A 21,867-nucleotide genomic window follows, 5' to 3' on the forward strand; every position below is an offset into this window, starting at 1 on the left:
TTAGCTCAGCGGGAGAGCGCTTCCCTGACACGGAAGAGGTCACTGGTTCAATCCCAGTATCGTCCACATATGAGATCCCAGGCCCACGGCCTGGGATTCTCTGTTTCCCCGGTCGTCGGCCACGCGTTCACCGCTCCACACTGGAGCGATGCGGGCGAACCTCCTTGTGATCTACACCACCCGGCGTGAGGAATGCCGCCGCTTCTACGCCTCCCTGGGGATGGTCTTCCAGGCCGAGCAGCACGGGAGAGGGCCGTCGCACCACGCCGCGGTCCTTCCGGACGGGATGGTCTTCGAGATCTATCCCGCCGCCACGGGTACGACCGGCCCGCTGCGGCTCGGATTCGCCGTGGAGACCCTTCCCGGATACGCCGCCGGACGACATCTGCTCCATGACCCCGACGGCCGCACCGTAGAGCTGCACGTCGAACGCTGAGCCTCGCTCACCCCGTGCGACGGGACATATCGCGTGCGGCCGCGCTTGGCACGAACCCTCCCGCCTCGTTTACCGCCCCGTGGATCCGTGAGTCCGGGTGGGTCCGCTGGATACGGCTCAGACCGCCACGACCTGCTGACGCGGGTGGTCAGGTGTGGGCGACGGTCAGCATGTGGCCGGCGACGCCGAGCAGGGTGGGCTCCCCCTCCGAACGCCTGGCCACGCGGAGCAGCAGTTCGCGACGCTCCGGGTCGTCCAGCCACTCCTCCACGTCGGCGTACAGGCCGAACACGCCCTCCAGGGCGTACCGCCGGGCGCCGGGCAGGCCCGCGTCGGCGAACTCGCCGAGGATCTCGTCCGGGTCGTGGAAATAGGCGGTGGTGAAGCCGATCCGCTCGTTCCCGCGGAGCAGGCCGTGCCGCGCCGAGTCGTCCACCACGTGACGGACCGGCTCTTCGGCGTAACGGCCCGACCTGACCATGTCGTGTACGGCGGCCCACCGGCTGATGGTCGCCGCCGCGATCACCCCGCCTGGCCGTACGACCCGGCGAGCCTCGGCCAGGGCGCGCACCCGGTCGGTCCGGTCGGTGAGGTGGTACAGCGGGCCGAGCAGCAGTACGGCGTCGGCCGAGGCGTCGGCGGCCTCCAGTGCCCGCGCGTCCCCCTCCCGCGCCGTGACGCCGGCCAGTCGCGACGCCTGCTCCACGTGCATCGGCACCGGATCGATCAGCTCGACGTCATAGCCGTCGGCGGCCAGCCACTCGGCGTGCACGCCGCTGCCCCCGCCGACGTCCATGAGCTGGGCCGGAGCGGGCGGCAGGACCCGGCGCAGCACGTCCCGCGTACGCCAGAACTCCAGCCGTCCCCGGCCGGTACGCAGCCGCCCGTCCTCCCTCCCTCGCACGTAGTAGTCGAGGATCTCGGGCGGGAACTCCGGCGACTGGGTCATGCCCGCGAGGATGCCTCCCCGCCCACGCCCCGATCAACCCGATTTCGCACCCGTCGGCGGAACGGCCGGGCTCCCCGAGCGGGTCGCGACACCTCCGCCGCGACACCTCCGCCGCGATACCGAAGCGGCCTGGCGAGAGCGCCCGTGGAACGACCGCCGGCGCCCGGGGCGGCGGAATACCGCGTGGCCGTCGGCGGGTCCGCTGCGGTAGCGTCCCCGGGCATGTCGCTCGACCCGCATCCCACCCTGTACGGCGCGGCCGTGGCGTTGCGGCCTGCCACGGCCGCCGATGTTCCGGCACTCGTCACCATCCGGTCCACTCCCGAGGTGTACCGGTGGTGGCGGGGCGGCGCGGACCTGGCCGCGGAGGTGGCCGACGACCTGAACGATCCGGACACCGCCGTCCTCGCGATCGTGTGCGACGGACGCGTGGTCGGCCAGATCCAGTGGGCGGCGGAGGAGGATCCCGACTATCGGCACGCGAGCATCGACGTCTACCTCGATCCCGCGGTGCACGGCCGCGGCATCGGCACCGACGCGGTTCGGACGCTCGCCCGGCATCTGATCGCCGACCATGGCCACCACCGGCTGACCATCGACCCGGCCGCGGCCAACGCCGCCGCGATCCGGTGCTACGAGAAGGTGGGCTTCCGTCGGGTCGGTGTCATGCGGAACTACGAGCGTGGCCCCGACGGCACCTGGCATGACGGGCTCCTCATGGACCTGCTCGCCGAGGAACCGGTCGAGGGACCCGCCGTCTCCTGAGCGGCGCACCGCGCCTCTCTATGACCAGCACCGTGCCGCTATAACTATCGGTGTTAGTCAGCGCCGGGTGATGGTGTCGAAGGTGATCGCCAGTCCGGCGATGAGAGAGTCGAGGCCGAGGGCGAAGGCCCCTTCGTCGACCGCCTCCCGGTGCTCGGGCAGCAGGTGGGCGTCCCCCAGGTGCGGATATCGCGCCTCGTCGAGGGTCTCGTCCCCCGCGAAGCCCATCGCGAACGATCCCACCGCCGACCCGACGACGAAATAGCGCATGAGCGCCCCCACGTGGGTGGCCCGCGCGGGAGGCCAGCCGGCCCGGATCAGCCCGCCGTACACGGCGTCGGCCATGGCGAGCGCGGCCGGCCTGCGCCCCGGCCCGTTCGCCAGGTAGGGCACGATCCGAGGGTGTTTCCGCAGCTCGCGATGGTAGGAATGCCCCCAGAGCAGCAGCGCGGACTTCCAGTCGTGGGTCTGGAACGATGAGACGTCCACACTGGCGATGATCGCGTCGGCCACCGCGTCGAGGATCTCGTCCTTGTTCCGGAAGTGGTTGTAGAGCGAAGGGGCGCTCACCCCCAGCTCGGCGGCGAGCCGCCGGGTGGACAACACCTCCAGCCCCTCGGCGTCGATCAGCTCGGTGGCCGCGGCCACGATGGTGCCGGGGCTGAGCATCGGGCGGCTCGGCCGTCCCACGTCACGTCTCCCTCTCGCTCCGGGCGCGGGGCTCCGCGTCCGGGTGCCATGGTCCCACAGGGATCACCCTCCCTGGACGACCAAAACTAACAGTGGTAGTTTCCTCGCTACTGTAACCCAGAGTGAGAGGACCCCGATGGACCTGACCCTGTCGGAGGAGCAGCAGGCGGTACGCGCGCTCGCGGCGGAGTTCGTCAACAAGGAAGTGCTCCCGCACGTCCGGGACTGGGACCGCGCCGAGAAGGTCGACACCGCGATCGTCGCCAAGCTCGGCGAGATCGGGTTCCTCGGGCTGACGATCCCCGAGGAGTACGGCGGTTCCGGCGGCGATCACACGACCTACTGCCTCATGATCGAGGAGCTCGGCCGAGGCGACTCGTCGGTGCGCGGCATCGTGTCCGTGTCCCTGGGCCTCGTCGCCAAGTCGATCCTCACCTTCGGTACCGAGGCGCAGCGCCGGGAGTGGCTGCCGCGACTGTGCTCGGGGGAAGCGCTCGGCTGCTTCGCGCTCACCGAGCCCGGCACGGGTTCCGACGCGGGATCGCTGACCACGCGTGCCGTACGCGACGGCGATGACTGGGTGATCAGCGGCGAGAAGGTCTTCATCACCAACGGGACCTGGGCCGAGGTGGCGATCGTGTTCGCCAGGACCGGCGAGGAGGGCCCGAGAGGCGTCACCGCGTTCCTCGTCCCGACCTCCGCCGCGGGACTCGACCGGCGCGAGATCCACGGGAAGCTGGGCCTGCGCGGCCAGGCCACCGCCGAACTGGTCCTCGACCAGGTGCGGGTGCCCGGCTCCGCGCGGCTGGGCGAGGAGGGCAAGGGCTTCCGGATCGCGATGACCGCCCTGGACAAGGGGCGCATGTCGCTCGCGGCCGGCTGCACGGGGATCATCCAGGGGTGCCTGGACGCCGCCGTGGAGTACGCGTCGGCACGCCGGCAGTTCGGCAAGCCGATCGCGTCGTACCAGCTCGTCCAGCAGCTCCTGGCACAGATCCGGATCGATCTCGACGCCTCCCGGCTGCTGGCCTGGCGGGTCGCCGACCTGATCGACCGGGGCGAGAAGTTCACCACGGAGGCGTCGATCGCCAAGCTCTTCGCCAGTGAGGCGGCGGTGCGCGCGGCCAACAACGCGCTTCAGGTCTTCGGCGGATACGGCTACGTCGACGAGTTCCCGGTCGGCAAGTACCTGCGCGACGCCCGGGTGACCACCCTCTACGAGGGGACCTCGCAGATCCAGCAGCTCCTCATCGGACGCGCGCTCACCGGCGTGAACGCGTTCTGATCCGCACGTCCCGACCCGCGAAACGCGAGGAGAACCGATAGTGACCAGATTCCAGAACCGGACCGCCATCGTGACGGGCGCGGCCCAGGGCATCGGAGCGGCGACCGCCGCCCTGCTCGCCGCGCAGGGGGCGAGGGTGGCCGTGGTGGACCTCCAGCTCGACCGCGCGGAGGCGGTGGCGCGCGAGATCAGGGAGACCGGCGGGACCGCCGGAGCCTTCGCCTGCGACGTCACCGACGAGGCCGCGGTGACCGAGATGACCGGCCGGGTGGCCGACGAGTTCGGCGGCCTGGACATCCTGGTCAACAACGCGGGGATCACCCGCGACAACCTGCTGTTCAAGATGAGCCGCGGCGACTGGGACTCCGTGCTCGCCACGAACCTCACCAGCGTCTACCTGTGCTGCCAGGCGGCCCAGAAGTACATGGTGGAGGCGCGGTACGGGAAGATCGTCAGCCTCAGCAGCCGATCGGCCCTCGGGGCGCGGGGCCAGGCGAACTACGCCGCGGCCAAGGCCGGGGTGCAGGGGCTCACCGCCACGCTGGCGATCGAGCTCGGCCCGTTCAACATCAACGTCAACGCCGTCGCTCCCGGCTACATCTCCACCGCGATGACGGCCGCCACGGCGCGGCGCGTCGGCTCGACGGTCGAGGACCACCAGGATCGGGCCGCCCAGGCGACGCCGCTGCGCCGTGTGGGGCAACCCGGCGAGGTGGCGTCGGTCATCGCGTTCCTCGCCAGCGACGAGGCGTCCTACGTCAGCGGCCAGACGCTCTACGTCAACGGCGGAGCGCGCTGACACCGCGTCGTGGCCCGGGGTGACACCCCCGGGCCACGGCGGCCGGACTCAGGCGCCGAGCAGCTTGCGCACCTGGTCGGCGCCGACCGCGAGGAGCAGCGTCGGCAGGCGCGGGCCGGTGTCACGCCCGACCAGCAGCCGGTACAGCAACGCGAAGAAGGCGCGCTGGGCGGCCTTCAGCTCCGGCGTGGGCTTCGCGTCGGCCGCCAGGCCCGCCTGCAGCTTGGGCACGCTGTAGACGAGGGTGGTCAGCAGGTCAAGCGACCAGTGGTCGTCGAGCCCGTCCAGCAGCAGCCGCAGCGACTCCCGCTCGGCGTCGCCGAGGGAACCGAGCAGCTCCGCGTCGGGCTCGTCCCGCACACGGGTGCGCTGGTCGGCCGGCACCTGGGTGGTGATCCAGTGGGCCGCCCGGTCGAGCCGGGGCTTGACCTCGTCCAGGGAGTCGATCGGGTCGGCGGGGTCGAGATCCCGCAGGATGCGCAGGGTCTGTTCGCCGTCCCCGGCGGAGACGTCCACCACGGAGGCCAGCGTGCGGTACGGCACCGGCCTCGGGGTGGTGGTCAGCGGACCGGAGGCGGTGCCGATCGCCCGCGAGTGCGCCGCGACGTCGGCGGGAAGCGCCGTGCCGTCCGCGACCTTGCGCTCCAGCGCGTCCCACTCGTCGTAGAGGCGCTGGATCTCCTGGTCGAACGCGATCTTGAAGGACTGGTTGGGCTTGCGGCGGGCGTACAGCCAGCGCAGCAGCGGCGCCTCCATGATCTCCAGCGCGTCGGCGGGCGTGGGCACGCCGCCCTTGGAGCTGCTCATCTTGGCCATGCCGCTGATGCCGACGAAGGCGTACATGGGGCCGATCGGCTGCTCGCCGCCGAAGACCTCCCTGACGATCTGGCCGCCGACGACGAACGAGGAGCCGGGCGAGGAGTGGTCCACGCCGGAGGGCTCGAAGACGACGCCCTCGTAGTTCCAGCGCATCGGCCAGTCGACCTTCCACACCAGCTTGCCCCGGTTGTGCTCCGACAGCCGGACGACCTCGGAGAAGCCGCAGACGCAGGTGTAGGCCAGCTCGGTGGTCTCGTCGTCGTAGGAGGTGACCGTGGTCAGGTCGCGCTCGCAGGCCGTGCAGTACGGCTTGTACGGGAAGTAGCCGGCCGCGGCGGTGCCGTCGTCCTCGCTCGCCGCGCCGGAACCCTCGACGGCGGCGGCCTCGGCCTCGTCCACCGGGGTCTGCTTGAGCGCCGGGGACTTGTCCTTCGTCCGGTAGCGGTCGAGGATGGCGTCGATCTTGTGGCGCTCGCGCATCGCGAGGAGGATCTGCTCACGGTAGGCACCGGAGGTGTACTTCCACGTCTGGCTGATGGCGTGGAACTCGATGCCCATCGCCTCCAGCGCGTAGATCATGGGCGCCTTGAAGTGCTCGGCCCAGTTGGCGTACACGCTGTAGGCCGGTGCGGGCACGGAGGTCAGCGGCTTGCCGATGTGCTCCGCCCACGCGGGGTCGATGCCGGCCGGGACCTTGCGGAACCGGTCGTAGTCGTCCCAGGAGATGATGTGCACGCACTCGTATCCGCGGCGGCGGATCTCGTCGGCGACGAGGTGCGGGGTCATGACCTCGCGCAGGTTCCCGAGGTGGATGGGGCCGGACGGGCTGAGACCGGACGCGCAGACGATGACTTTCCCGGGCGCGCGACGCTCCGCCTCGGCGATGACCTCGTCCGCGAAACGGGAGACCCAGTCGGTCTCGGAACTTCCAGCCACGATCGACGCACCCTTTCTCTGAATCCTGGTTACCCATTCTCCCGGATGCCCGGGGCTACCTGGTCCCTCGAAGACGCGTCCGGCGGGTTCGCCCCAGGAATTCGGGCACGAATTCCCTGCACGAGTTCACGCGCGGATCAGGCACACGTAACAGATACGCGGGTCAGACGCGCGGATTCACGTTCGCCCGGTGGGTCACCACTCGTCCTCCGTGACAGGCATGTCGCGACGGCCAGGGTGAGGCCGCGACCATGGCCTGCCGCGGGCCGGACATCGCCATGGCGCCGATCGCGCCGCGGACCGCGGCGCGCGATACTCCCGCGATACTCCCGCGACGCCACTCCTTCCAGAAAACCAGCTTTTCCAACTAAATTTGTAGGAAAACTGTGGAGAGGAGGCGGCGATGTCCCTGCCGGACTTCCTGGTGATCGGGGTGCCCAAGGCCGCGACGACGGCGCTGCACAGCGCCCTGGCCCGCCATCCGAGGCTGCGCATGTCGGCGGTCAAGGAGCCGAAGTTCTTCCTCACGGACGGGCCGCCGCCGACGCGGGGCGGACCCGGCGACGCGGAGACCTACCGCGAGCACGTGTGGCGGCGCGCCGACTACGAGGCCCTCTTCGACGGCGCTCCCCCGGGCGCGCTGCGCGGCGAGTCCACTCCGTTCTACCTGTACGACCTGGCCGCGCAGCGGCGCATCCACGCGCTGATCCCGCGGGCGAGGCTGATCGTCGTGCTGCGCGATCCCGTCGAACGGGCGCACTCGAACTGGACCCACCTCTGGTCCGCGGGACTGGAGCCGATCGACGACGTGGTCCGGGCCTGCGCCGAGGAGGGCCGCCGCGTCGCCGCCGGGTGGGCGCCGTTCTGGCACTACGTCGGGCTCGGCCGGTACGGCGCGCAGTTGCGGCACCTCTACACGCTGTTTCCCCGCGAGCAGGTTCTGGTGTTCCGCTACCGCGACCTGGTGGACCGGCCGGAGGTCGCGCTCGACCGCATCTGCGCGTTCCTCGGCGTGGAGCAGGGGTTCGTCGGTGAGGTGCCGCGCGAGAACGTCACGGTCCACCCGCCGGAAGGCCGCAGGCACCGCGTCCTGTCCCAGCTCGTACGGCTGGGCGACCGGGTGGTGGGGCAGTCCCTGACGACGCCCCTGGAGCGGATGCTGCAACGTAAGGGACGCGCGCGCGAGCCGCTCACCTGGGCGCAGCGGCAGGAGTTGCTGTCCTACTTCGCCGCCGACATCGCCCTCCTGCAGGACGTGACGGAGGAGGACTTCAGCGACTGGCTGCGCCCCAGGGAGCGGTCGGGCGGCCTGGTGGGCGCCCGGCCCACCGGGCAGCGGCAGGCGCGCAACGGCCGCCCCAAAGGAGAGTGACCCGCCCGCCCCCAGCCCGCCCCGGGCCACCCGAACCGCTCGGGGCGGCTCCCGTTCACCGCGGAACAGTCAGCGCGGACCGGTCAGCACGGAACGGTCAGCACGGAACAGTCAGCGCAGTTCGGTGCGGAGCTCGTGGGCGCCGTCGGCGCGGGTGAGCTCGTAGTAGAGCCGGTGTCCGCCGGCGACGGGGACGATGTCCAGGTAGCGCAGCCCTCCCCCGGCGTGACCGGACGCCGCGGGCGCGGAGCCGTTGGCCGTCAGGGTCGAGGGGTCGGGGCCGGCCGCGACACCGGTGCGCTCCTCGTAGTTCTCCGCCGCCGACGCCCGGCCGTCGTAGTAGGCGGTGACGGCGCCGTCGCCGTCGAAGCGCACGGCGCTCACCCGTACGCCGCGGGAGTCCCAGGCACCGGGACGGCGGTCGAGGGCGGTGCCGTGCCAGGTCCACGCCAGGCCGTCGTGGCTGGTGGCGTAGTCGGTGACCATCTGGTCGGCCTCCCGCGGGTCCTCCAGCGGATGGCAGGACGCCCACAGGTGCCACAGGCCGTCCCGGTGAACGATCACCGGGTCCTTGACGCCGGTCTTGAGGTCGCCGGGCAGCACGACGCGGGAGGTGGCCGGGTCGAAGGCCGCCGGGTCGGCGGCCTCGACGACCTCCACCCGCCAGTGCTTGGTGCCGTAGGTCGCGCAGCTCAGGTACAGGCGCCAGCCGCCTTCCGGCGTCACCACGAGGGTGGGGCGCTCCAGCGACTCGGTGTCCATCTGCTCCTTGGTGATCGTGAGGAGGGTCTCGAACCGCTCTCCGTCGGCCGACCTGGCGACGGCGACGGCGTAGCCCCTCCCTTCGCCGAGGGGGCGTCGCAGCCGGTACGCGAGATAGATCCAGCCGTCCCGGTGGACGGCGCTGGGCGCGCCCGCCCAGAATCCGGGGCCGTCTCCGGGCGGGGGAACGGCGACGACGGAGCGGTCCGGCTGCGGTATGAACACGTCAATCTCTCCGTTGGTCACATGACGACGAGGGCAGCCGGAGTCCGGCGAGCTCATGGCCCCGCCACGGCTGTACGCCACCCTTATATCGGGAAGCCGGCGGCGTTTCCCGCAGGACGGCCGACCGGATAACTACACAATACCCACCTGTTTGCTTGGTTTGACTGTCTCACCTGATCAGGCGTGTACGGCCGGACGGCGGCGGGGACGCGACGCCCCGGGACGAGCCATGGGATAAGACTGGGACCATGCGCACAGCAGACATCGGAGTAACGGGGCTGGCCACGATGGGCCGCAACCTCGCCAGGAACTTCGCCCGCCACGGCCACGTGGTCGCGGTCCACAACCGGACAGAAAGCCGCACCAAGCAGCTCATCGAGGAGCACGGGCACGAGGGCGACTTCGTCCCGTCCGCGTCGGTCGAGGAGTTCGTCTCGTCCCTCCGACGCCCGCGCAAGGCGATCATCATGGTCAAGGCCGGGCCCGCCACCGACGCGGTGATCAAGGAACTCGCCGCGTGCATGGAGCCCGGCGACATGATCATCGACGGCGGCAACGCGCACTTCGAGGACACCCGGCGCAGGGAGGCCGCCCTCAGGGAACGCGGTCTCCACTTCGTCGGGACCGGCATCTCCGGCGGCGAGGAGGGCGCGCTCAACGGGCCGAGCATCATGCCCGGCGGCGCCGCCGAGGCGTACGAGACGCTCGGGCCGCTGCTTGAGGACATCGCGGCGAAGGTCGACGGCACCCCCTGCTGCGTGCACGTCGGGCCGGACGGCGCCGGGCACTTCGTGAAGATGGTGCACAACGGCATCGAGTACGCCGACATGCAGCTCATCGCCGAGTCCTACGACCTGCTGCGGCAGGCGCTCGGGCTCTCCCCGAGCGAGATCGCGGACGTCTTCCGCGAGTGGAACAGGGGCGACCTGGAGTCCTACCTCATCGAGATCACCGCCGAGGTGCTCGGGCACACCGACGCCGCGACCGGCCGGCCGTTCGTGGACGTCGTGGTCGACCAGGCTGAGCAGAAGGGCACCGGCCGCTGGACCGTGCAGAGCGCCCTCGAACTCGGTGTACCCGTGACCGGCATCGCCGAGGCGGTGTTCGCGCGCTCGCTGTCCGGCCACCCCGGCCAGCGCGCCGCCGCCCGTTCCCTCGCCGGCCCGGAGGGCACCGCCCCTCGCGCGGAGCTCGTCGACGACGTACGGCACGCGCTCTACGCCTCGAAGATCGTCGCGTACGCCCAGGGGTTCGACCAGATCACCGCGGCGAGCGAGGAGTACGGCTGGGACGTCGACCGGGGCGCGATGGCCACGATCTGGCGGGGCGGCTGCATCATCAGGGCCAGGTTCCTCGACCGGATCCGCACCGCCTACGACGCCGACCCCTCCCTGCCGACCCTGCTGGCGGACCCGACGTTCGCCTCCGCCCTGGCCGACGCCCAGGACTCGTGGCGGCGGGTCGTCGCCACGGCGGCGACGATCGGCGTCCCCACACCCGGGTTCTCCTCCGCGCTCGCGTACTACGACGCGCTGCGCCGGGACCGGCTCCCGGCCGCGCTCGCGTACTACGACGCGCTGCGCCGGGACCGGCTCCCGGCCGCGCTCGTGCAGGGCCTGCGCGACTTCTTCGGCGCGCACACCTACCACCGGGTCGACCGGGAGGGCGCGTTCCACACCGACTGGTCCGGCGACCGGGAGGAACGGCCCGCCTGAGCGGGATCGCCGGAAGACGCCCGGAAGGACGCGCGGCGGACACCCCGAAGACGCCCGGAACGCGGTACGGCTCGCACCCCTGCGCGGGGCGCGAGCCGTACCGGATTCGCTCCGGGCGCTCAGATCGTCAGAGCCGGCGTGCGGTTCGAGCCGTCACGCGTCAGTCGAAGACCGGCACCGGCGGCTCGGCCTTCTCCCCCTCGGCGCCGGGCGCCGTGGGGCCGCCGCGGAGCGGGACCTCCTTCACGAAGATCGCCAAGACCGGGACGAGCACGGCGAACAGGACCGACCACCCGAAGACCCCGCTGATGGAGTCGGCGAGCGCGCCCAGGATCCCGTCCTTCATCTGCGGGGGAAGCTGACTCAGCGTGGAAGGGTCCATCCGGCCTCCGGTGGACGAGACCTGATGGGCCAACTCGGGACCGAGCTTCTCGGTGAGCTGATTCGTCAGGTTGTTGTTGAAGATCGCGCCGAACAGCGAGATGCCGAACGAGCCGCCGATCGAGCGGAAGAACGTGGAGGCGCTGCTCGCGACGCCGAGGTCCTTCTGCTCGACGCTGTTCTGCGCGATGAGCATGGTGGTCTGCATCAGGAAGCCCATGCCGAGGCCGAGCACCGCGATGAACAGGCCGGTCGTCAGCGTGCTGGTCTTCGCGTCCTGGAGGGACAGCAGCCAGGTGCCGATGGCCATGACCACACCGCCGATGACCGGGTAGATCTTGTACTTCCCGGTCTTGGTGATGGCGCGGCCGACGAACAGGGAGACGACCATCGACGCGCCCATCATCGGCAGCAGGAGCAGGCCGGAGTTGGTGGCGGTGGCGCCCTGCACGGTCTGCTGGAACAGCGGCAGGAAGCTGATCGCGCCGAACATCGCGAAGCCGAGCAGGAAGCCGAGCAGCGAGATCAGGGTGAAGTTGCGGTCGGCGAACACGTGCAGCGGCATGATCGGCTCCGCCGCCCGCTTCTCGATCGGCAGGAAGACGGCCAGCGAGACCACGGCGAGCGCCGCCAGGCCGAGGATCTGCCAGGAACCCCACGGGTAGCCGTGCGCCTGGCCGCCCCACGAGGTGATCAGCACGATCGCGGTGATGCCGACGGTGAGGACGGCCGCGCCCAGCCAGTCGATGCGGTGCTCGGTGCGGTGCTTCGGCAGGTGCAGCTTGAGGATCAACCAGACCAGGGCGATACCGCCGAGAGGCAGGTTCACGTAGAAGGCCCAGCGCCAGTCAAGGTGGTCGGTGATGAAACCGCCGACCAACGGTCCCGCGATCATGGCCAGCGACATGATCGCGGCCATGATGCCCTGGTACTGCCCACGCTCGCGGGGCGGGACGAGGTCACCGATGATCGCCATCGCGTTCACCATGAGGCCGCCGGCGCCGAGCCCCTGGACGGCCCGGAAGGCGATGAGCTCGATCATGCCGTCCGCCGTGCCCCCGAAGAGCGACGAGCCCGCCATGCCGCACAGCGCGGATCCCACCAGGAAGATGATGATCGACGCGAGGAAGATGCTCTTACGGCCGTAGAGGTCGCCCAGCTTCCCCCAGATGGGCGTCGAGACGGTCGTCCCGAGGACGTAGGCTGTGGTCACCCAGGTGAAGTACTCCAGGCCGTTCAGCTCGCCGACGATGCGCGGCATGGCCGTGCCGACGATCATGTTGTCGAGCATCGCCAGCATGATCGCCAGCATGAGGCCGGGCAGGACCACCATGACTTCCCTCGAGCGCCCTGGCGGTGCGGCGGTTTCTGTCATCGACGTCCCCCTTGATATGTGACTTACTTGCCGACCGGTAAGCGGCAGAGGGATACGCTAAGCTCCGTGCTTACCGGCCGTCAAGTTAAATAAAGGAGTAAAGCAAGGCAATGGGTGCACAGACCGACACGCGGAGTCGGATCCAAGAGGTCGCGCTCCAGCTTTTCACCGAGCAGGGGTACGAGGCGACCTCGCTACGCGAGATCGCCGAAGCGCTCAACGTCACCAAAGCCGCGCTTTATTACCACTTCAAGACAAAAGACGACATAGTCGCCAGCCTCATGGAGGACCGGCTCAGGTCGCTGGACACGCTGATCTCCTGGGCCAAGGATCAGCCGCGCACCGCCGAGACGCGCAAGGAACTCGTCCGCCGATACTCCGCGGACATGACCCGCTGCGGGGACCACGAGGTCATGCGCTTCCTCGAACGCAACCAGACCGCGCTGCGGGGGCACGGCAAGGCCGAGATGATGCGCGCCCGGATGACCACGATCCTGAGCGTGCTCTGCGACGCCGACGACCCGATCGACATCAAGCTGCGGCGATCCATGGCGGTCTTCTCGATGCACGCGGTCTGGTTCGTGCTGCGTGAGGAGAAGGTGACCGACGAGGAGCGGTCGGAGGCCGCGCTGAAGGTCGCGCTGGACCTGATCGAGAGCGCCGAGGAGTAGAACCCACGAGAGGACGGGTGACCCCGACCACGCCCTTCGGAGCGGCACGGGTCCGCTGAGGAACCGCCGAGCGCTCAGGGCGATCTGAGGAACCGCCGAGTTCAGGGAGTCTGAGAAACCGCCCAACTCGGCCCCAGGCGCGGGCCAAGTGAGTTACAAGTCGCCCTCTTTACGGTGATCCGGTCCTTCATCTCAGGGATTAGGAGTCGCCGCCCATGGGCCGGATCTCATAGGAGCCACGCCAGGCTGCGGGGCCATGTCAGCACGGCACGGGTGATGACATGGCCGGAGCAGGCTCGCCCGAGCGAGGCGCGAAGCTCCAGCGGGAGCCGCCGGTCCCCATCGATCATCGGCTGAGCCGCCCGGCGGGTGACGGCGGCCGGGGTGATGGGTGACTCCTGCGCGACGGCGCGGATCTCCTGGCCGACGCCTCTCGGCCCCGCCGGAGTGCCCTACTGGCGCATGGGCCGCGAAACGACGTCCCTTGACAAACTTGGAGATCAACCATGAAGCGTGCATCAGTCGCCGTGGGTGTCAGCGTCGGCCTGCTGGGCTCCGTTCTCGTCTCCGCACCGGCTCAGGCCGCCAACGAGGTGTCCGCCCCCCTGGCCGGTGACGTGCCGGCCGCTCAGCAGGTCGCGGCGTTCTGGCTCGGCGGCGGAGGGGCCAACCTGAAGAACGCCACGCCGTACAACGTGCAGACCGTGGTCTCCGGCGAACGCGTGCCCGCCGCATCCGTCGCGGACGGCGTGCCCGGCTCCGTTCCGGCGTCAGATGATCCGAAGACCTCCAGCGTGTCCTCACTGGACGTCAGCCTGCCCGCGACCACGGGCAAGGTGTTCTTCGTCGGCGCCGACGGTCAGCCGCACTGGTGCAGCGGCACCTCCGTACAGTCGACCTACCGCAACCTGGTCGCCACGGCCGGTCACTGCGTGTACGACACTCAGAGCAACGCCACCGCACTCGACAAATGGGTCTTCGTACCCGGCTACTCCGAGGGCACGACCCCGTGGGGCCTCTACGTCGGGAAGCAGGCCTTCACTCATTACGACTTCGACGTGTATTCCGATTACAACCGCGACTACGCCTTCGTCAACGTCTACAACGGCGTTCTCTCCTCTCCCTCCGGGGGGCTGACCGACAGCGGGAGACTGGGCGACAACGTCTCCGGGCAGGGAATCGCCTACAACCAGAAGCTGAGCGCATCGGCCCACGTCTTCGGCTATCCGGCCGGCCCCCACCTGGACGGCACCCGCCCTTACACGGGTCAGACCCTCGAATGGTCCAGCGGGCAGAGGTTCGCCATGAGATTCGCCGACTTCCACGCCGACCAGGCGATCGGCGTCGATTCTCCGTTCACCGGCGAAGGCTCCCTCGGCTCCTCCTGGGTGCTCCGCTACAACGACGACAGTCGCCTCGGCTACCTCAACGGCATCACCATCAGCGTCTCCGACACCGACGGCGACCAGCGCTACGACACGAGCGTCTCCCCCTACTTCGACGGTGAGACGTACGGCGTCTACTCCGCGGCCACGAAGATCTGGTCCGGCTCGATCGTGTAGCCGCTACGGATAACGGCCGGGGTGTACACGCGCGCCCGGCGGGGAACGTATGGTTCCCCCGTCGATCGGTCGCCGGCCAAGGGCTCGGCCCGCACGCATGGTCGCGCCCCGCCGCCCCGTTCGGCGGCGGAGCGCTTTCATGATCGCGCGTCACCCATGCGCGCGGATCGTGGCTGTCACCGGATGGCGCCGGAGGATCGCGGAGGATCCGGAACGGCGTCGTCACGGGTCAGCGCGCGGATCGACTCGGTATCCAGCCACAACAGGAGGACGGCATGCTCTTCGGCGTCGAACACGTAAAGCGCTACGTCGAGACCGACGGCGCGGAAGGCCACGACTGGCAGGGGACGACGGTCGCGATCCTCACGACGACCGGCCGCAAGTCGGGGATCAGGCGCAGCACCCCGCTCATCTACCAGAAGTACGGCGACGCCTACCTGGTGGTGGCGTCAAAGGGCGGGGCCGACGAGCCACCGCTCTGGTATCGGAACCTGGAGGCCGATCCCAACGTGGAGTTCCAGGTCAGGGGAGAGAGGTTCGCCGCCGTCGCGCGTACGGCGACGCCAGAGGAGAAGCCGGACATGTGGCGGGCGATGACCGCCACCTGGCCCGCCTACGACGATTACCAGCGGAAGACCGCGCGGGAGATCCCCGTCATCATCATCGAACGGGCCTGACCGAACGGGCACCGGCCGGCCGGGGCGACCCGGCCCGCCGGCCGACCCGGCCCGTCCGCCCCCTTGTCTCGGCACCATTGTCTGAGCCGGCCCCGAAAGCGGTGCCGCGCGTGCCATCCGGAGAGGCCCGTCATCCGGACCGCGCGGCCTGGACCATCCCCCTGGCCGTCATCAGAGCCGGAGCGGTGGCGATCGCCCGCGGCGAGGGATATCTTTCGGCTGCAGCATCCAGCGGACGGGGAGGTTCGTTGAGCGACGGCCGCACCGCGGAAATCATGATCGCCGAGGCCCGGAAGGCGTTCTGGGTCATGGTCGGCTTCCTCGGCCTCATCTGGGTCATCCAGGTCGTGAACTGGGCCGGCGACTACGGGCTCAGCTACAGCTACGGGATCAGGTCCTGGGAGCTGGACGGCCTGCCCGGCATCGTCTCCGCTCCGTTCCTGCACTGGAGTTGGGCCCACATCGAGGGCAACTCCGGCCCCCTGTTCATCTTCGGATTCCTCGCGGCGTATCGAGGGGTGAAGAAGTTTCTGGGGGTGACCGCCCTGATCGCCGTCGCGAGCGGGCTCGGTGCCTGGTTCACCGCCGCCCCCTCGACCGTCGGAGCCGGGGCGAGCGGGCTGGTGTTCGGCTACTTCGGATACATCCTGGTACGCGGGGCGTTCGACCGGCACCTGATCGACATCGTGATCGGCGTGGTCATGGGGCTGTGTTTCGCCTACCAGTTCACCGGGCTCCTGCCGGCCGAAGGGATCGGCTGGCAGGCGCACCTGTTCGGATTCGTGGGCGGCATCGCCGGCGGCTATCTGTTCCGTGACCGCCGGCCCGCCGTCTCCCCCGACCGGGAGAGCCGGTCGCCCAAGTCCACAGGGACCACGGCCACGGGCGACTCCCGGTCGGCGCTGCTCAAGGAGATCGAGGATCTCGGGCTCTGAAGCCGGGGTCCGGTTCCCGGCGGGCCCGGTCAGGCGGCGGGCGGAAGCCTGCGGAGGATCTCCTGCAGCATCTCGCCATGCGACTTCAGGATCACCTCGACCCCGTCCAGGCGATGCTCGACCTTTGCGAGCCGGTTCTCGACGTTGGTGAGACGGTTCTCGACGTTGGTGAGACGGTTCTCGACATTCGTGAGGCGGCTCTCGACGTCCGTGAGGCGGCTCTCGACGTTGGTGAGGCGCTCGTCGAAGCGATCCATCCGCTCTTCAAAGCGGTCCATCCGTTCCTCGAAGCGGTCCATCCGCTCCTCAAGCCTGCCGACGCGCGTGCCGAGCGCGTCGAACCGCTCGTTCATCTCTGTGCGCAGTTCCTTGATCTCGATCTGCACGAAGCCGACGCATTCCGCGGTGGCCTCGTAACGCCGCTGCGCCAGCCCGGCGAAGTGACTCACGGTCTTCACCTGTCCTTCGAGCACGGTGACCCGCCTGTCCAAGCTCTCAATTGTCACGGTCAACGTACCAGTTCCTTTCGGGGGGCCTGTGATGGAACAGTCGCTGACAGTAACGGACCCCAAGGCGAATGGCCGTTCACCGAAAGGCGTTCAGGTTGGGGTTCCTTCTACCGGGGGAGAGAAGCTTCGTCCCCCACGAACCCGCCGGTCGGACCGCCGTGTCCGGCTGCGACAGCCGTACGGCGATCCCGGCGTCCCGCTCGGTGTCACGGAAGTCGCGGAAGTGACGGAAGTCGCGGAAGTCGCGGAAACCGAAATAGCCGCTCAGGTCGATGGCGCACGACCCCCGGGGCCGGCCGAAACGCCCTCGACGATTTCGGCTCTCCGCCGGCCCGGCGGCGGGGGGATCATCGGTCCGCATGTGTCAGCGTGGCCATCTCCGGGGAGCCGGTAACTTAGCAGACGCCGCACGACGGCCGTGCGGCGTTTCCGCTCCCACGTGGAGACGGATATCTCCAGACTTAAGGTGATTTGATAACCAGCATGAATCTCATCGGGCGCCTTCCGGCCGACAGTGACGCCGACTCGCTCTACGAGGCGTTCAGCGCCTGGAACACCGAGCGAGGGCTCACGCTGTACCCGGCGCAGGAGGAGGCGCTGATCGAGGTCGTCTCCGGCAACAACGTGATCCTGGCCACCCCGACCGGGTCGGGCAAGAGCCTGGTCGCCGCCGGGGCCCACTTCGCGGCCCTCGCGAGGGACGAGGTGAGCTTCTACACCGCGCCGATCAAGGCGCTGGTGTCGGAGAAGTTCTTCGACCTGTGCGCGATCTTCGGCACCGAGAACGTCGGGATGATGACCGGTGACGCCTCGGTCAACTCCGATGCCCCGATCATCTGCTGCACCGCGGAGATCCTCGCCCAGATGGCGCTGAGGGACGGCGCGGACGCCGACGTCGGCACCGTCATCATGGACGAGTTCCACTTCTACGCCGAGCCTGACCGCGGCTGGGCCTGGCAGGTGCCGCTGCTGGAGCTGCCGCAGGCCCAGTTCGTGCTGATGTCGGCCACGCTGGGAGACGTCGAGCGGTTCGAGAAGGACCTCACCCGCCGGACGGGACGCCCCACCGCCGTGGTGAAGAACGCCGAGCGGCCGGTGCCGCTGCTCTACTCCTACCGGGTGACGCCGCTGCACGAGACCCTGGAGGAGCTGCTGTCGACGCAGCAGGCCCCGGTCTACGTCGTGCACTTCACCCAGGCGGCCGCGATGGAGCGGGCCCAGTCCCTGATGAGCATCAACATGTGCTCGAAGGCCGAGAAGGAGGCCATCGCCGCGCTCATCGGCAACTTCCGGTTCACCACGCGCTTCGGGCGAGCCCTCTCCCGCCTCGTACGGCACGGCATCGGCGTGCACCACGCCGGGATGCTCCCGAAATACCGCCGCCTGGTGGAACGGCTCGCGCAGGCGGGCCTGCTCAAGGTCATCTGCGGCACCGACACGCTGGGCGTGGGGGTCAACGTGCCGATCCGCACGGTGTTGTTCACCGCCCTGTCGAAGTTCGACGGCAACCGGGTGCGCAGGCTGCGCGCCCGCGAGTTCCACCAGATCGCCGGACGCGCCGGCCGGGCCGGGTTCGACACCGTCGGCTACGTCGTGTGCCAGGCGCCGGACCACGTGATCGAGAACGAGAGGGCGTTGGCCAAGATCGGCGACGACCCCAAGCGGAGGCGCGGCTACGCCCGCAAGAAGCCCCCGGAGGGTTTCGTCGGCTGGAGCGAGGACACCTTCGAGAAGCTGCAGACGGCCGAGCCCGAGCCGCTGACCTCCCGGTTCAAGGTCAGCAACGCGATGCTGCTGTCGGTGATCAACCGGCCGGGCGACTGCTTCCAGGCGATGAAGCGGCTGCTCACCGACAACCACGAGGATCGCAAGGCGCAGCGGCGGCACATCAGCCACGCGATCGCGATCTACCGCTCGCTGCTCGCCGGCGGCATCGTCGAGACGCTCAAGGAGCCGGACGAGCACGGCCGCAGGGCCCGCCTCACCGTGGACCTCCAGGAGGACTTCGCGCTCAACCAGGCGCTGTCCACTTTCGCGCTCGCGGCGTTCGAGCTACTCAACCCCGAGTCGCCGACGTACGCGCTCGACATCGTCTCGATCATCGAGTCGACGCTGGACGATCCGCGCCAGATCCTGCACGCGCAGCTCAACAAGGTGCGTGGCGAGGCCGTCGCCCAGATGAAGGCCGACGGTGTCGAGTACGAGGAGCGCATGGAGCGCCTCGCCGAGATCACCTACCCGATGCCGCTCGCCGACCTGCTGTTCGGCGCGTACGAGACCTACCGGCGCGGCCATCCATGGGTCGGCGACCACACGGTCAGTCCCAAGACGATCGTGCGGGACATGTACGAGCGCGCGATGACCTTCACCGACTACATCCAGTTCTACGAGCTGGCCCGGTCGGAGGGTACGGTCCTGCGGTACCTCGCCGACGCCTACCGGACACTGTCGAAGACCGTGCCGGAGCACCTCAAGACCGACGACCTGATCGACTTGATCGAGTGGCTCGGCGAGCTGGTCCGCCAGGTGGACTCCAGTCTGATCGACGAGTGGGAGAAGCTGGCCAACCCGTCGGAGGCCCTCGAGGCCGAGACCGAGCTGGAGTCCAGGATCAGACCGGTCACGGCCAACGCGCGGGCGTTCCGGGTGCTGGTACGCAACGCGATGTTCCGCATGGTCGAGCTCGCCGCCCTGGACCGCGAGGAGGAGCTGGTCGAGCTGGCGTCCGAGGTGGACTGGGCCGAGGCGCTCGACGCGTACTACGAGGAGCACGACGAGATCGGCACCGGTCCGTCCGCCCGCGGCCCCGCGCTGCTCCAGATCGAGGAGGAGAAGGAGCTGTGGCGGGTCCGCCAGGTCATCGAGGACCCGGCCGGCCACCTCGACTGGGGGATCACCGCGCAGGTGGACCTCGCCGCCTCCGACGAGGAGGGCCACGCCGTGCTCCATGTCACCGGCATGGCCCGCCTCTGAGGGACTGAGTCACCCGCCCGAGGTGGCGTCCTCGGCGTCCGCGCCGGGGACGGCCATCTCGTCGGGGTCGTCGAGCCAGCCGTGCGGCAGCATGACCTTGTTCCGCTCGCCGCTCTTTCCGCGCGGGCCGTCCGCCTCGGCCGGCCACGGCAGGCCGAGGTCCAACTCGGCGGCCCGCTCGCGCAGCTCGGCGAGACTCGACACGGTGGTGAGCGCGCGCCGCGTGTCGGCGCCGATCACGAAGCCCTTGAGGTACCACCCCACGTGCTTGCGGAAGTCGGCCAGCCCGTGCGGCTCGCTGCCGATGACCTCGCACAGCAGCTCGGCGTGACGGATCATCATGGCCGCGACCTCGCCGAGCGACGGCCGGGTCCGCTCCGCCGACCCCTGGAAGGCGAGGTCCAGGTCGCGGAACAGCCACGGCCTGCCGAGGCAGCCGCGGCCGACCACGACGCCGTCGCAGCCGGTCTCCGCCACCATGCGCAGGGCGTCGTCCGCCGTCCAGATGTCCCCGTTGCCCAGCACGGGGATCTCGGGCACCGCGTCCTTGAGCCGCTTGACGGCGTCCCAGTCGGCGGAGCCGCCGTAGTGCTGCTTCGCCGTACGCGCGTGGAGGGCGACCGCCGCGACGCCCTCCTCCGCCGCGATCCGGCCCGCGTCGAGGTAGGTCAGGTGATCGTCGTCGATGCCCTTGCGCATCTTGATCGTCACCGGCAGCGGCCCGGCGTTCTTCACCGCCTCCCGGAGGATGGCCCGCAGCAGGTTCCGCTTGTACGGCAGCGCCGAGCCGCCACCCCGCCTGGTCACCTTGGGCACGGGACAGCCGAAGTTCAGGTCGATGTGGTCGGCCAGGTCCTCATCGGCGATCATCCGGGCGGCCTTGCCGATGATGGCCGGGTCGACGCCGTAGAGCTGGATGCTGCGCGGGTGCTCCTCCGCGCCGAAGCGGATCATCTGGAACGTCAGCGGCACCCGTTCCACCAGCGCCCGCGAAGTGATCATCTCGGAGACGAACAGGCCGCCGCCCTGCTCACGGCAGAGCGTGCGGAAGCCGATGTTGGTGATCCCCGCCATCGGGGCCAGCACCACCGGAGGCCACACCTCGAACGTCCCGATTTTCATGGGTTCATTGTCGCCGCCCGCCGGGTGTGAAACGTACAAGATCATGGACGACGCGAATCGGCCGTGGATACCCTGGTCACGTCGAGGCGAGGAGGTCGTACATGCTCTTGCGACTGAGAATCGCGCTCCCGGACCGCCCGGGCGCCCTCGGGCAGGTGACCCGCGCGCTGGGCGCGGCGGGAGCGGACATCACCCAGGTCACCGTTCTCGACCGGGGCGAGGGTCGGGCCGTGGACGACTTCACGGTCTACTGGCCGGACGCGGCTCCGCGTGAGCACCTCGCCGAGACCCTGGAGAGCCTCCCCGGCGTCCGGGTGGAGGGCGTCTGGACGACCAGGGAGGCTCCGGGGACCTTTCCCGAGCTGGAGATCCTCAGGTTCCTCACCACAGCGGGAGACCGGGCCCTCGCCACGCTGATCGACTCCATGCCGGTGCTGTTCAGCGCCGACTGGGCCGCCGCGGGGACGGAGACCGTCCCCCGGGAGGTGGTCCATTCCAGCTGGCGGGCTCCGGAGGACATTCCGTTCCCCGAGGAGACTCCGCCGCGCCCGACGGCGAACACGCTGCCGTCGGGACTGCACCTGATCACCGCTCCCCTGCCGCCGCTGGCGCTCACGCTCGTGCTGGCCCGCGCGGAGGGACCGGACTTCCACCGCATCGAGGTGCACCGGCTGACCAGGATCCTGGAGATCTTCCTGATGCTGCCGGCGATCGAGCGGGGCGCCGCCCGGGCGTTCCGCAACCGGTCCACCAAGTCGATGTGAGTGCCGATGTGAGTGCCGGTGTGCGTTACGCACGCACGCCGGAAACCCGGTACAGTTGCGACAACGCCGTGAGGCGGACGCGGAAGTGGCTCAGTGGTAGAGCATCACCTTGCCAAGGTGAGGGTCGCGGGTTCGAATCCCGTCT

The 21,867-nt window shown here is 69.7% G+C and carries 20 protein-coding genes; 12 read left to right on the forward strand and 8 right to left on the reverse strand.

Annotated elements, in window-relative coordinates; genetic code table 11:
• Window positions 1–148 precede the first annotated feature (148 nt).
• Entirely contained in the window at window positions 149–436 is a 288-nt protein-coding gene (locus tag IMZ11_RS38495) for a hypothetical protein (protein WP_228647812.1), read from the forward strand.
• 148 nt (window positions 437–584) lie between these two features.
• On the opposite strand, the gene IMZ11_RS38500 is transcribed toward IMZ11_RS38495, so the two are convergent.
• Window positions 585–1,385, reverse strand: coding sequence for a bifunctional 2-polyprenyl-6-hydroxyphenol methylase/3-demethylubiquinol 3-O-methyltransferase UbiG (locus IMZ11_RS38500; RefSeq protein WP_228647813.1), 801 nt, complete (start codon window positions 1,383–1,385; stop codon window positions 585–587).
• Between the two features lie 222 nt (window positions 1,386–1,607).
• Between IMZ11_RS38500 and IMZ11_RS38505 the strand changes: the two genes are divergently transcribed.
• Window positions 1,608–2,150, forward strand: coding sequence for a GNAT family N-acetyltransferase (locus IMZ11_RS38505; RefSeq protein WP_228647814.1), 543 nt, complete (start codon window positions 1,608–1,610; stop codon window positions 2,148–2,150).
• A 57-nt stretch (window positions 2,151–2,207) separates the two neighbouring features.
• Here IMZ11_RS38505 and IMZ11_RS38510 read toward each other — a convergent pair whose 3' ends face one another.
• Window positions 2,208–2,840, reverse strand: a complete 633-nt coding sequence (locus IMZ11_RS38510) for a TetR/AcrR family transcriptional regulator (RefSeq protein ID WP_228647816.1) — start codon at window positions 2,838–2,840, stop codon at window positions 2,208–2,210.
• Window positions 2,841–2,976: 136 nt separating this feature from the next.
• Here IMZ11_RS38510 and IMZ11_RS38515 point away from each other — a divergent pair, with 136 nt between their 5' ends.
• The gene (locus tag IMZ11_RS38515; protein WP_228647818.1) at window positions 2,977–4,125 is read left to right on the forward strand and encodes an acyl-CoA dehydrogenase family protein; all 1,149 of its coding nucleotides are present in this window, start codon (window positions 2,977–2,979) and stop codon (window positions 4,123–4,125) included.
• 40 nt (window positions 4,126–4,165) lie between these two features.
• Complete coding sequence (gene fabG, locus IMZ11_RS38520; protein WP_228647820.1) at window positions 4,166–4,924, forward strand: 3-oxoacyl-ACP reductase FabG; 759 nt, start codon at window positions 4,166–4,168, stop codon at window positions 4,922–4,924.
• A 48-nt stretch (window positions 4,925–4,972) separates the two neighbouring features.
• Here fabG and lysS read toward each other — a convergent pair whose 3' ends face one another.
• Entirely contained in the window at window positions 4,973–6,679 is a 1,707-nt protein-coding gene (lysS, locus tag IMZ11_RS38525) for a lysine--tRNA ligase (protein ID WP_228647822.1), read from the reverse strand.
• Window positions 6,680–7,082: 403 nt separating this feature from the next.
• On the opposite strand from lysS, the gene IMZ11_RS38530 reads away from it, so the two are divergent.
• Window positions 7,083–8,051 carry a sulfotransferase gene (locus IMZ11_RS38530; RefSeq protein ID WP_228647824.1) on the forward strand — a complete coding sequence of 323 codons (969 nt, stop codon included), beginning with the start codon at window positions 7,083–7,085 and terminating at the stop codon, window positions 8,049–8,051.
• A gap of 111 nt (window positions 8,052–8,162) precedes the next feature.
• Here IMZ11_RS38530 and IMZ11_RS38535 read toward each other — a convergent pair whose 3' ends face one another.
• The gene (locus tag IMZ11_RS38535; protein WP_228647826.1) at window positions 8,163–9,038 is read right to left on the reverse strand and encodes a hypothetical protein; all 876 of its coding nucleotides are present in this window, start codon (window positions 9,036–9,038) and stop codon (window positions 8,163–8,165) included.
• Between the two features lie 248 nt (window positions 9,039–9,286).
• Here IMZ11_RS38535 and gndA point away from each other — a divergent pair, with 248 nt between their 5' ends.
• Entirely contained in the window at window positions 9,287–10,753 is a 1,467-nt protein-coding gene (gndA, locus tag IMZ11_RS38540) for an NADP-dependent phosphogluconate dehydrogenase (protein ID WP_228647827.1), read from the forward strand.
• Window positions 10,754–10,913: 160 nt separating this feature from the next.
• Here gndA and IMZ11_RS38545 read toward each other — a convergent pair whose 3' ends face one another.
• A complete protein-coding gene (locus tag IMZ11_RS38545; RefSeq protein ID WP_228647828.1) occupies window positions 10,914–12,509 on the reverse strand; it encodes an MDR family MFS transporter in 1,596 nt (531 codons plus the stop codon).
• Between the two features lie 110 nt (window positions 12,510–12,619).
• On the opposite strand from IMZ11_RS38545, the gene IMZ11_RS38550 reads away from it, so the two are divergent.
• The 4 genes from IMZ11_RS38550 (at window position 12,620) to IMZ11_RS38565 (ending at window position 16,354) form a co-directional block, all read left to right on the forward strand.
• Entirely contained in the window at window positions 12,620–13,180 is a 561-nt protein-coding gene (locus tag IMZ11_RS38550; protein WP_228647830.1) for a TetR/AcrR family transcriptional regulator, read from the forward strand.
• 506 nt (window positions 13,181–13,686) lie between these two features.
• Window positions 13,687–14,742, forward strand: coding sequence for a serine protease (locus IMZ11_RS38555; RefSeq protein WP_228647832.1), 1,056 nt, complete (start codon window positions 13,687–13,689; stop codon window positions 14,740–14,742).
• Between the two features lie 275 nt (window positions 14,743–15,017).
• The gene (locus IMZ11_RS38560; protein ID WP_228647834.1) at window positions 15,018–15,419 is read left to right on the forward strand and encodes a nitroreductase family deazaflavin-dependent oxidoreductase; all 402 of its coding nucleotides are present in this window, start codon (window positions 15,018–15,020) and stop codon (window positions 15,417–15,419) included.
• Between the two features lie 248 nt (window positions 15,420–15,667).
• Complete coding sequence (locus IMZ11_RS38565) at window positions 15,668–16,354, forward strand: rhomboid family intramembrane serine protease (RefSeq protein WP_228647835.1); 687 nt, start codon at window positions 15,668–15,670, stop codon at window positions 16,352–16,354.
• A gap of 29 nt (window positions 16,355–16,383) precedes the next feature.
• Here the strand turns inward: IMZ11_RS38565 and IMZ11_RS38570 are convergent, their stop codons facing one another.
• Window positions 16,384–16,845: a hypothetical protein gene (locus IMZ11_RS38570; RefSeq protein WP_228647836.1), complete on the reverse strand. Its 462-nt coding sequence runs from the start codon at window positions 16,843–16,845 to the stop codon at window positions 16,384–16,386.
• Window positions 16,846–16,939: 94 nt separating this feature from the next.
• A complete protein-coding gene (locus IMZ11_RS38575; RefSeq protein WP_228647837.1) occupies window positions 16,940–17,224 on the reverse strand; it encodes a hypothetical protein in 285 nt (94 codons plus the stop codon).
• A gap of 122 nt (window positions 17,225–17,346) precedes the next feature.
• Here IMZ11_RS38575 and IMZ11_RS38580 point away from each other — a divergent pair, with 122 nt between their 5' ends.
• Window positions 17,347–19,836: an RNA helicase gene (locus tag IMZ11_RS38580; protein WP_228647838.1), complete on the forward strand. Its 2,490-nt coding sequence runs from the start codon at window positions 17,347–17,349 to the stop codon at window positions 19,834–19,836.
• A gap of 9 nt (window positions 19,837–19,845) precedes the next feature.
• Here IMZ11_RS38580 and dusB read toward each other — a convergent pair whose 3' ends face one another.
• Window positions 19,846–20,958, reverse strand: a complete 1,113-nt coding sequence (dusB, locus tag IMZ11_RS38585) for a tRNA dihydrouridine synthase DusB (RefSeq protein ID WP_228647840.1) — start codon at window positions 20,956–20,958, stop codon at window positions 19,846–19,848.
• A 101-nt stretch (window positions 20,959–21,059) separates the two neighbouring features.
• Between dusB and IMZ11_RS38590 the strand changes: the two genes are divergently transcribed.
• Window positions 21,060–21,722 carry an ACT domain-containing protein gene (locus IMZ11_RS38590; RefSeq protein ID WP_228647842.1) on the forward strand — a complete coding sequence of 221 codons (663 nt, stop codon included), beginning with the start codon at window positions 21,060–21,062 and terminating at the stop codon, window positions 21,720–21,722.
• Window positions 21,723–21,867 lie beyond the last annotated feature (145 nt).

It is taken from the genome of Microtetraspora sp. AC03309 (assembly GCF_020826795.1).
Classification (GTDB): Bacteria; Actinomycetota; Actinomycetes; order Streptosporangiales; family Streptosporangiaceae; genus Microtetraspora; species Microtetraspora glauca.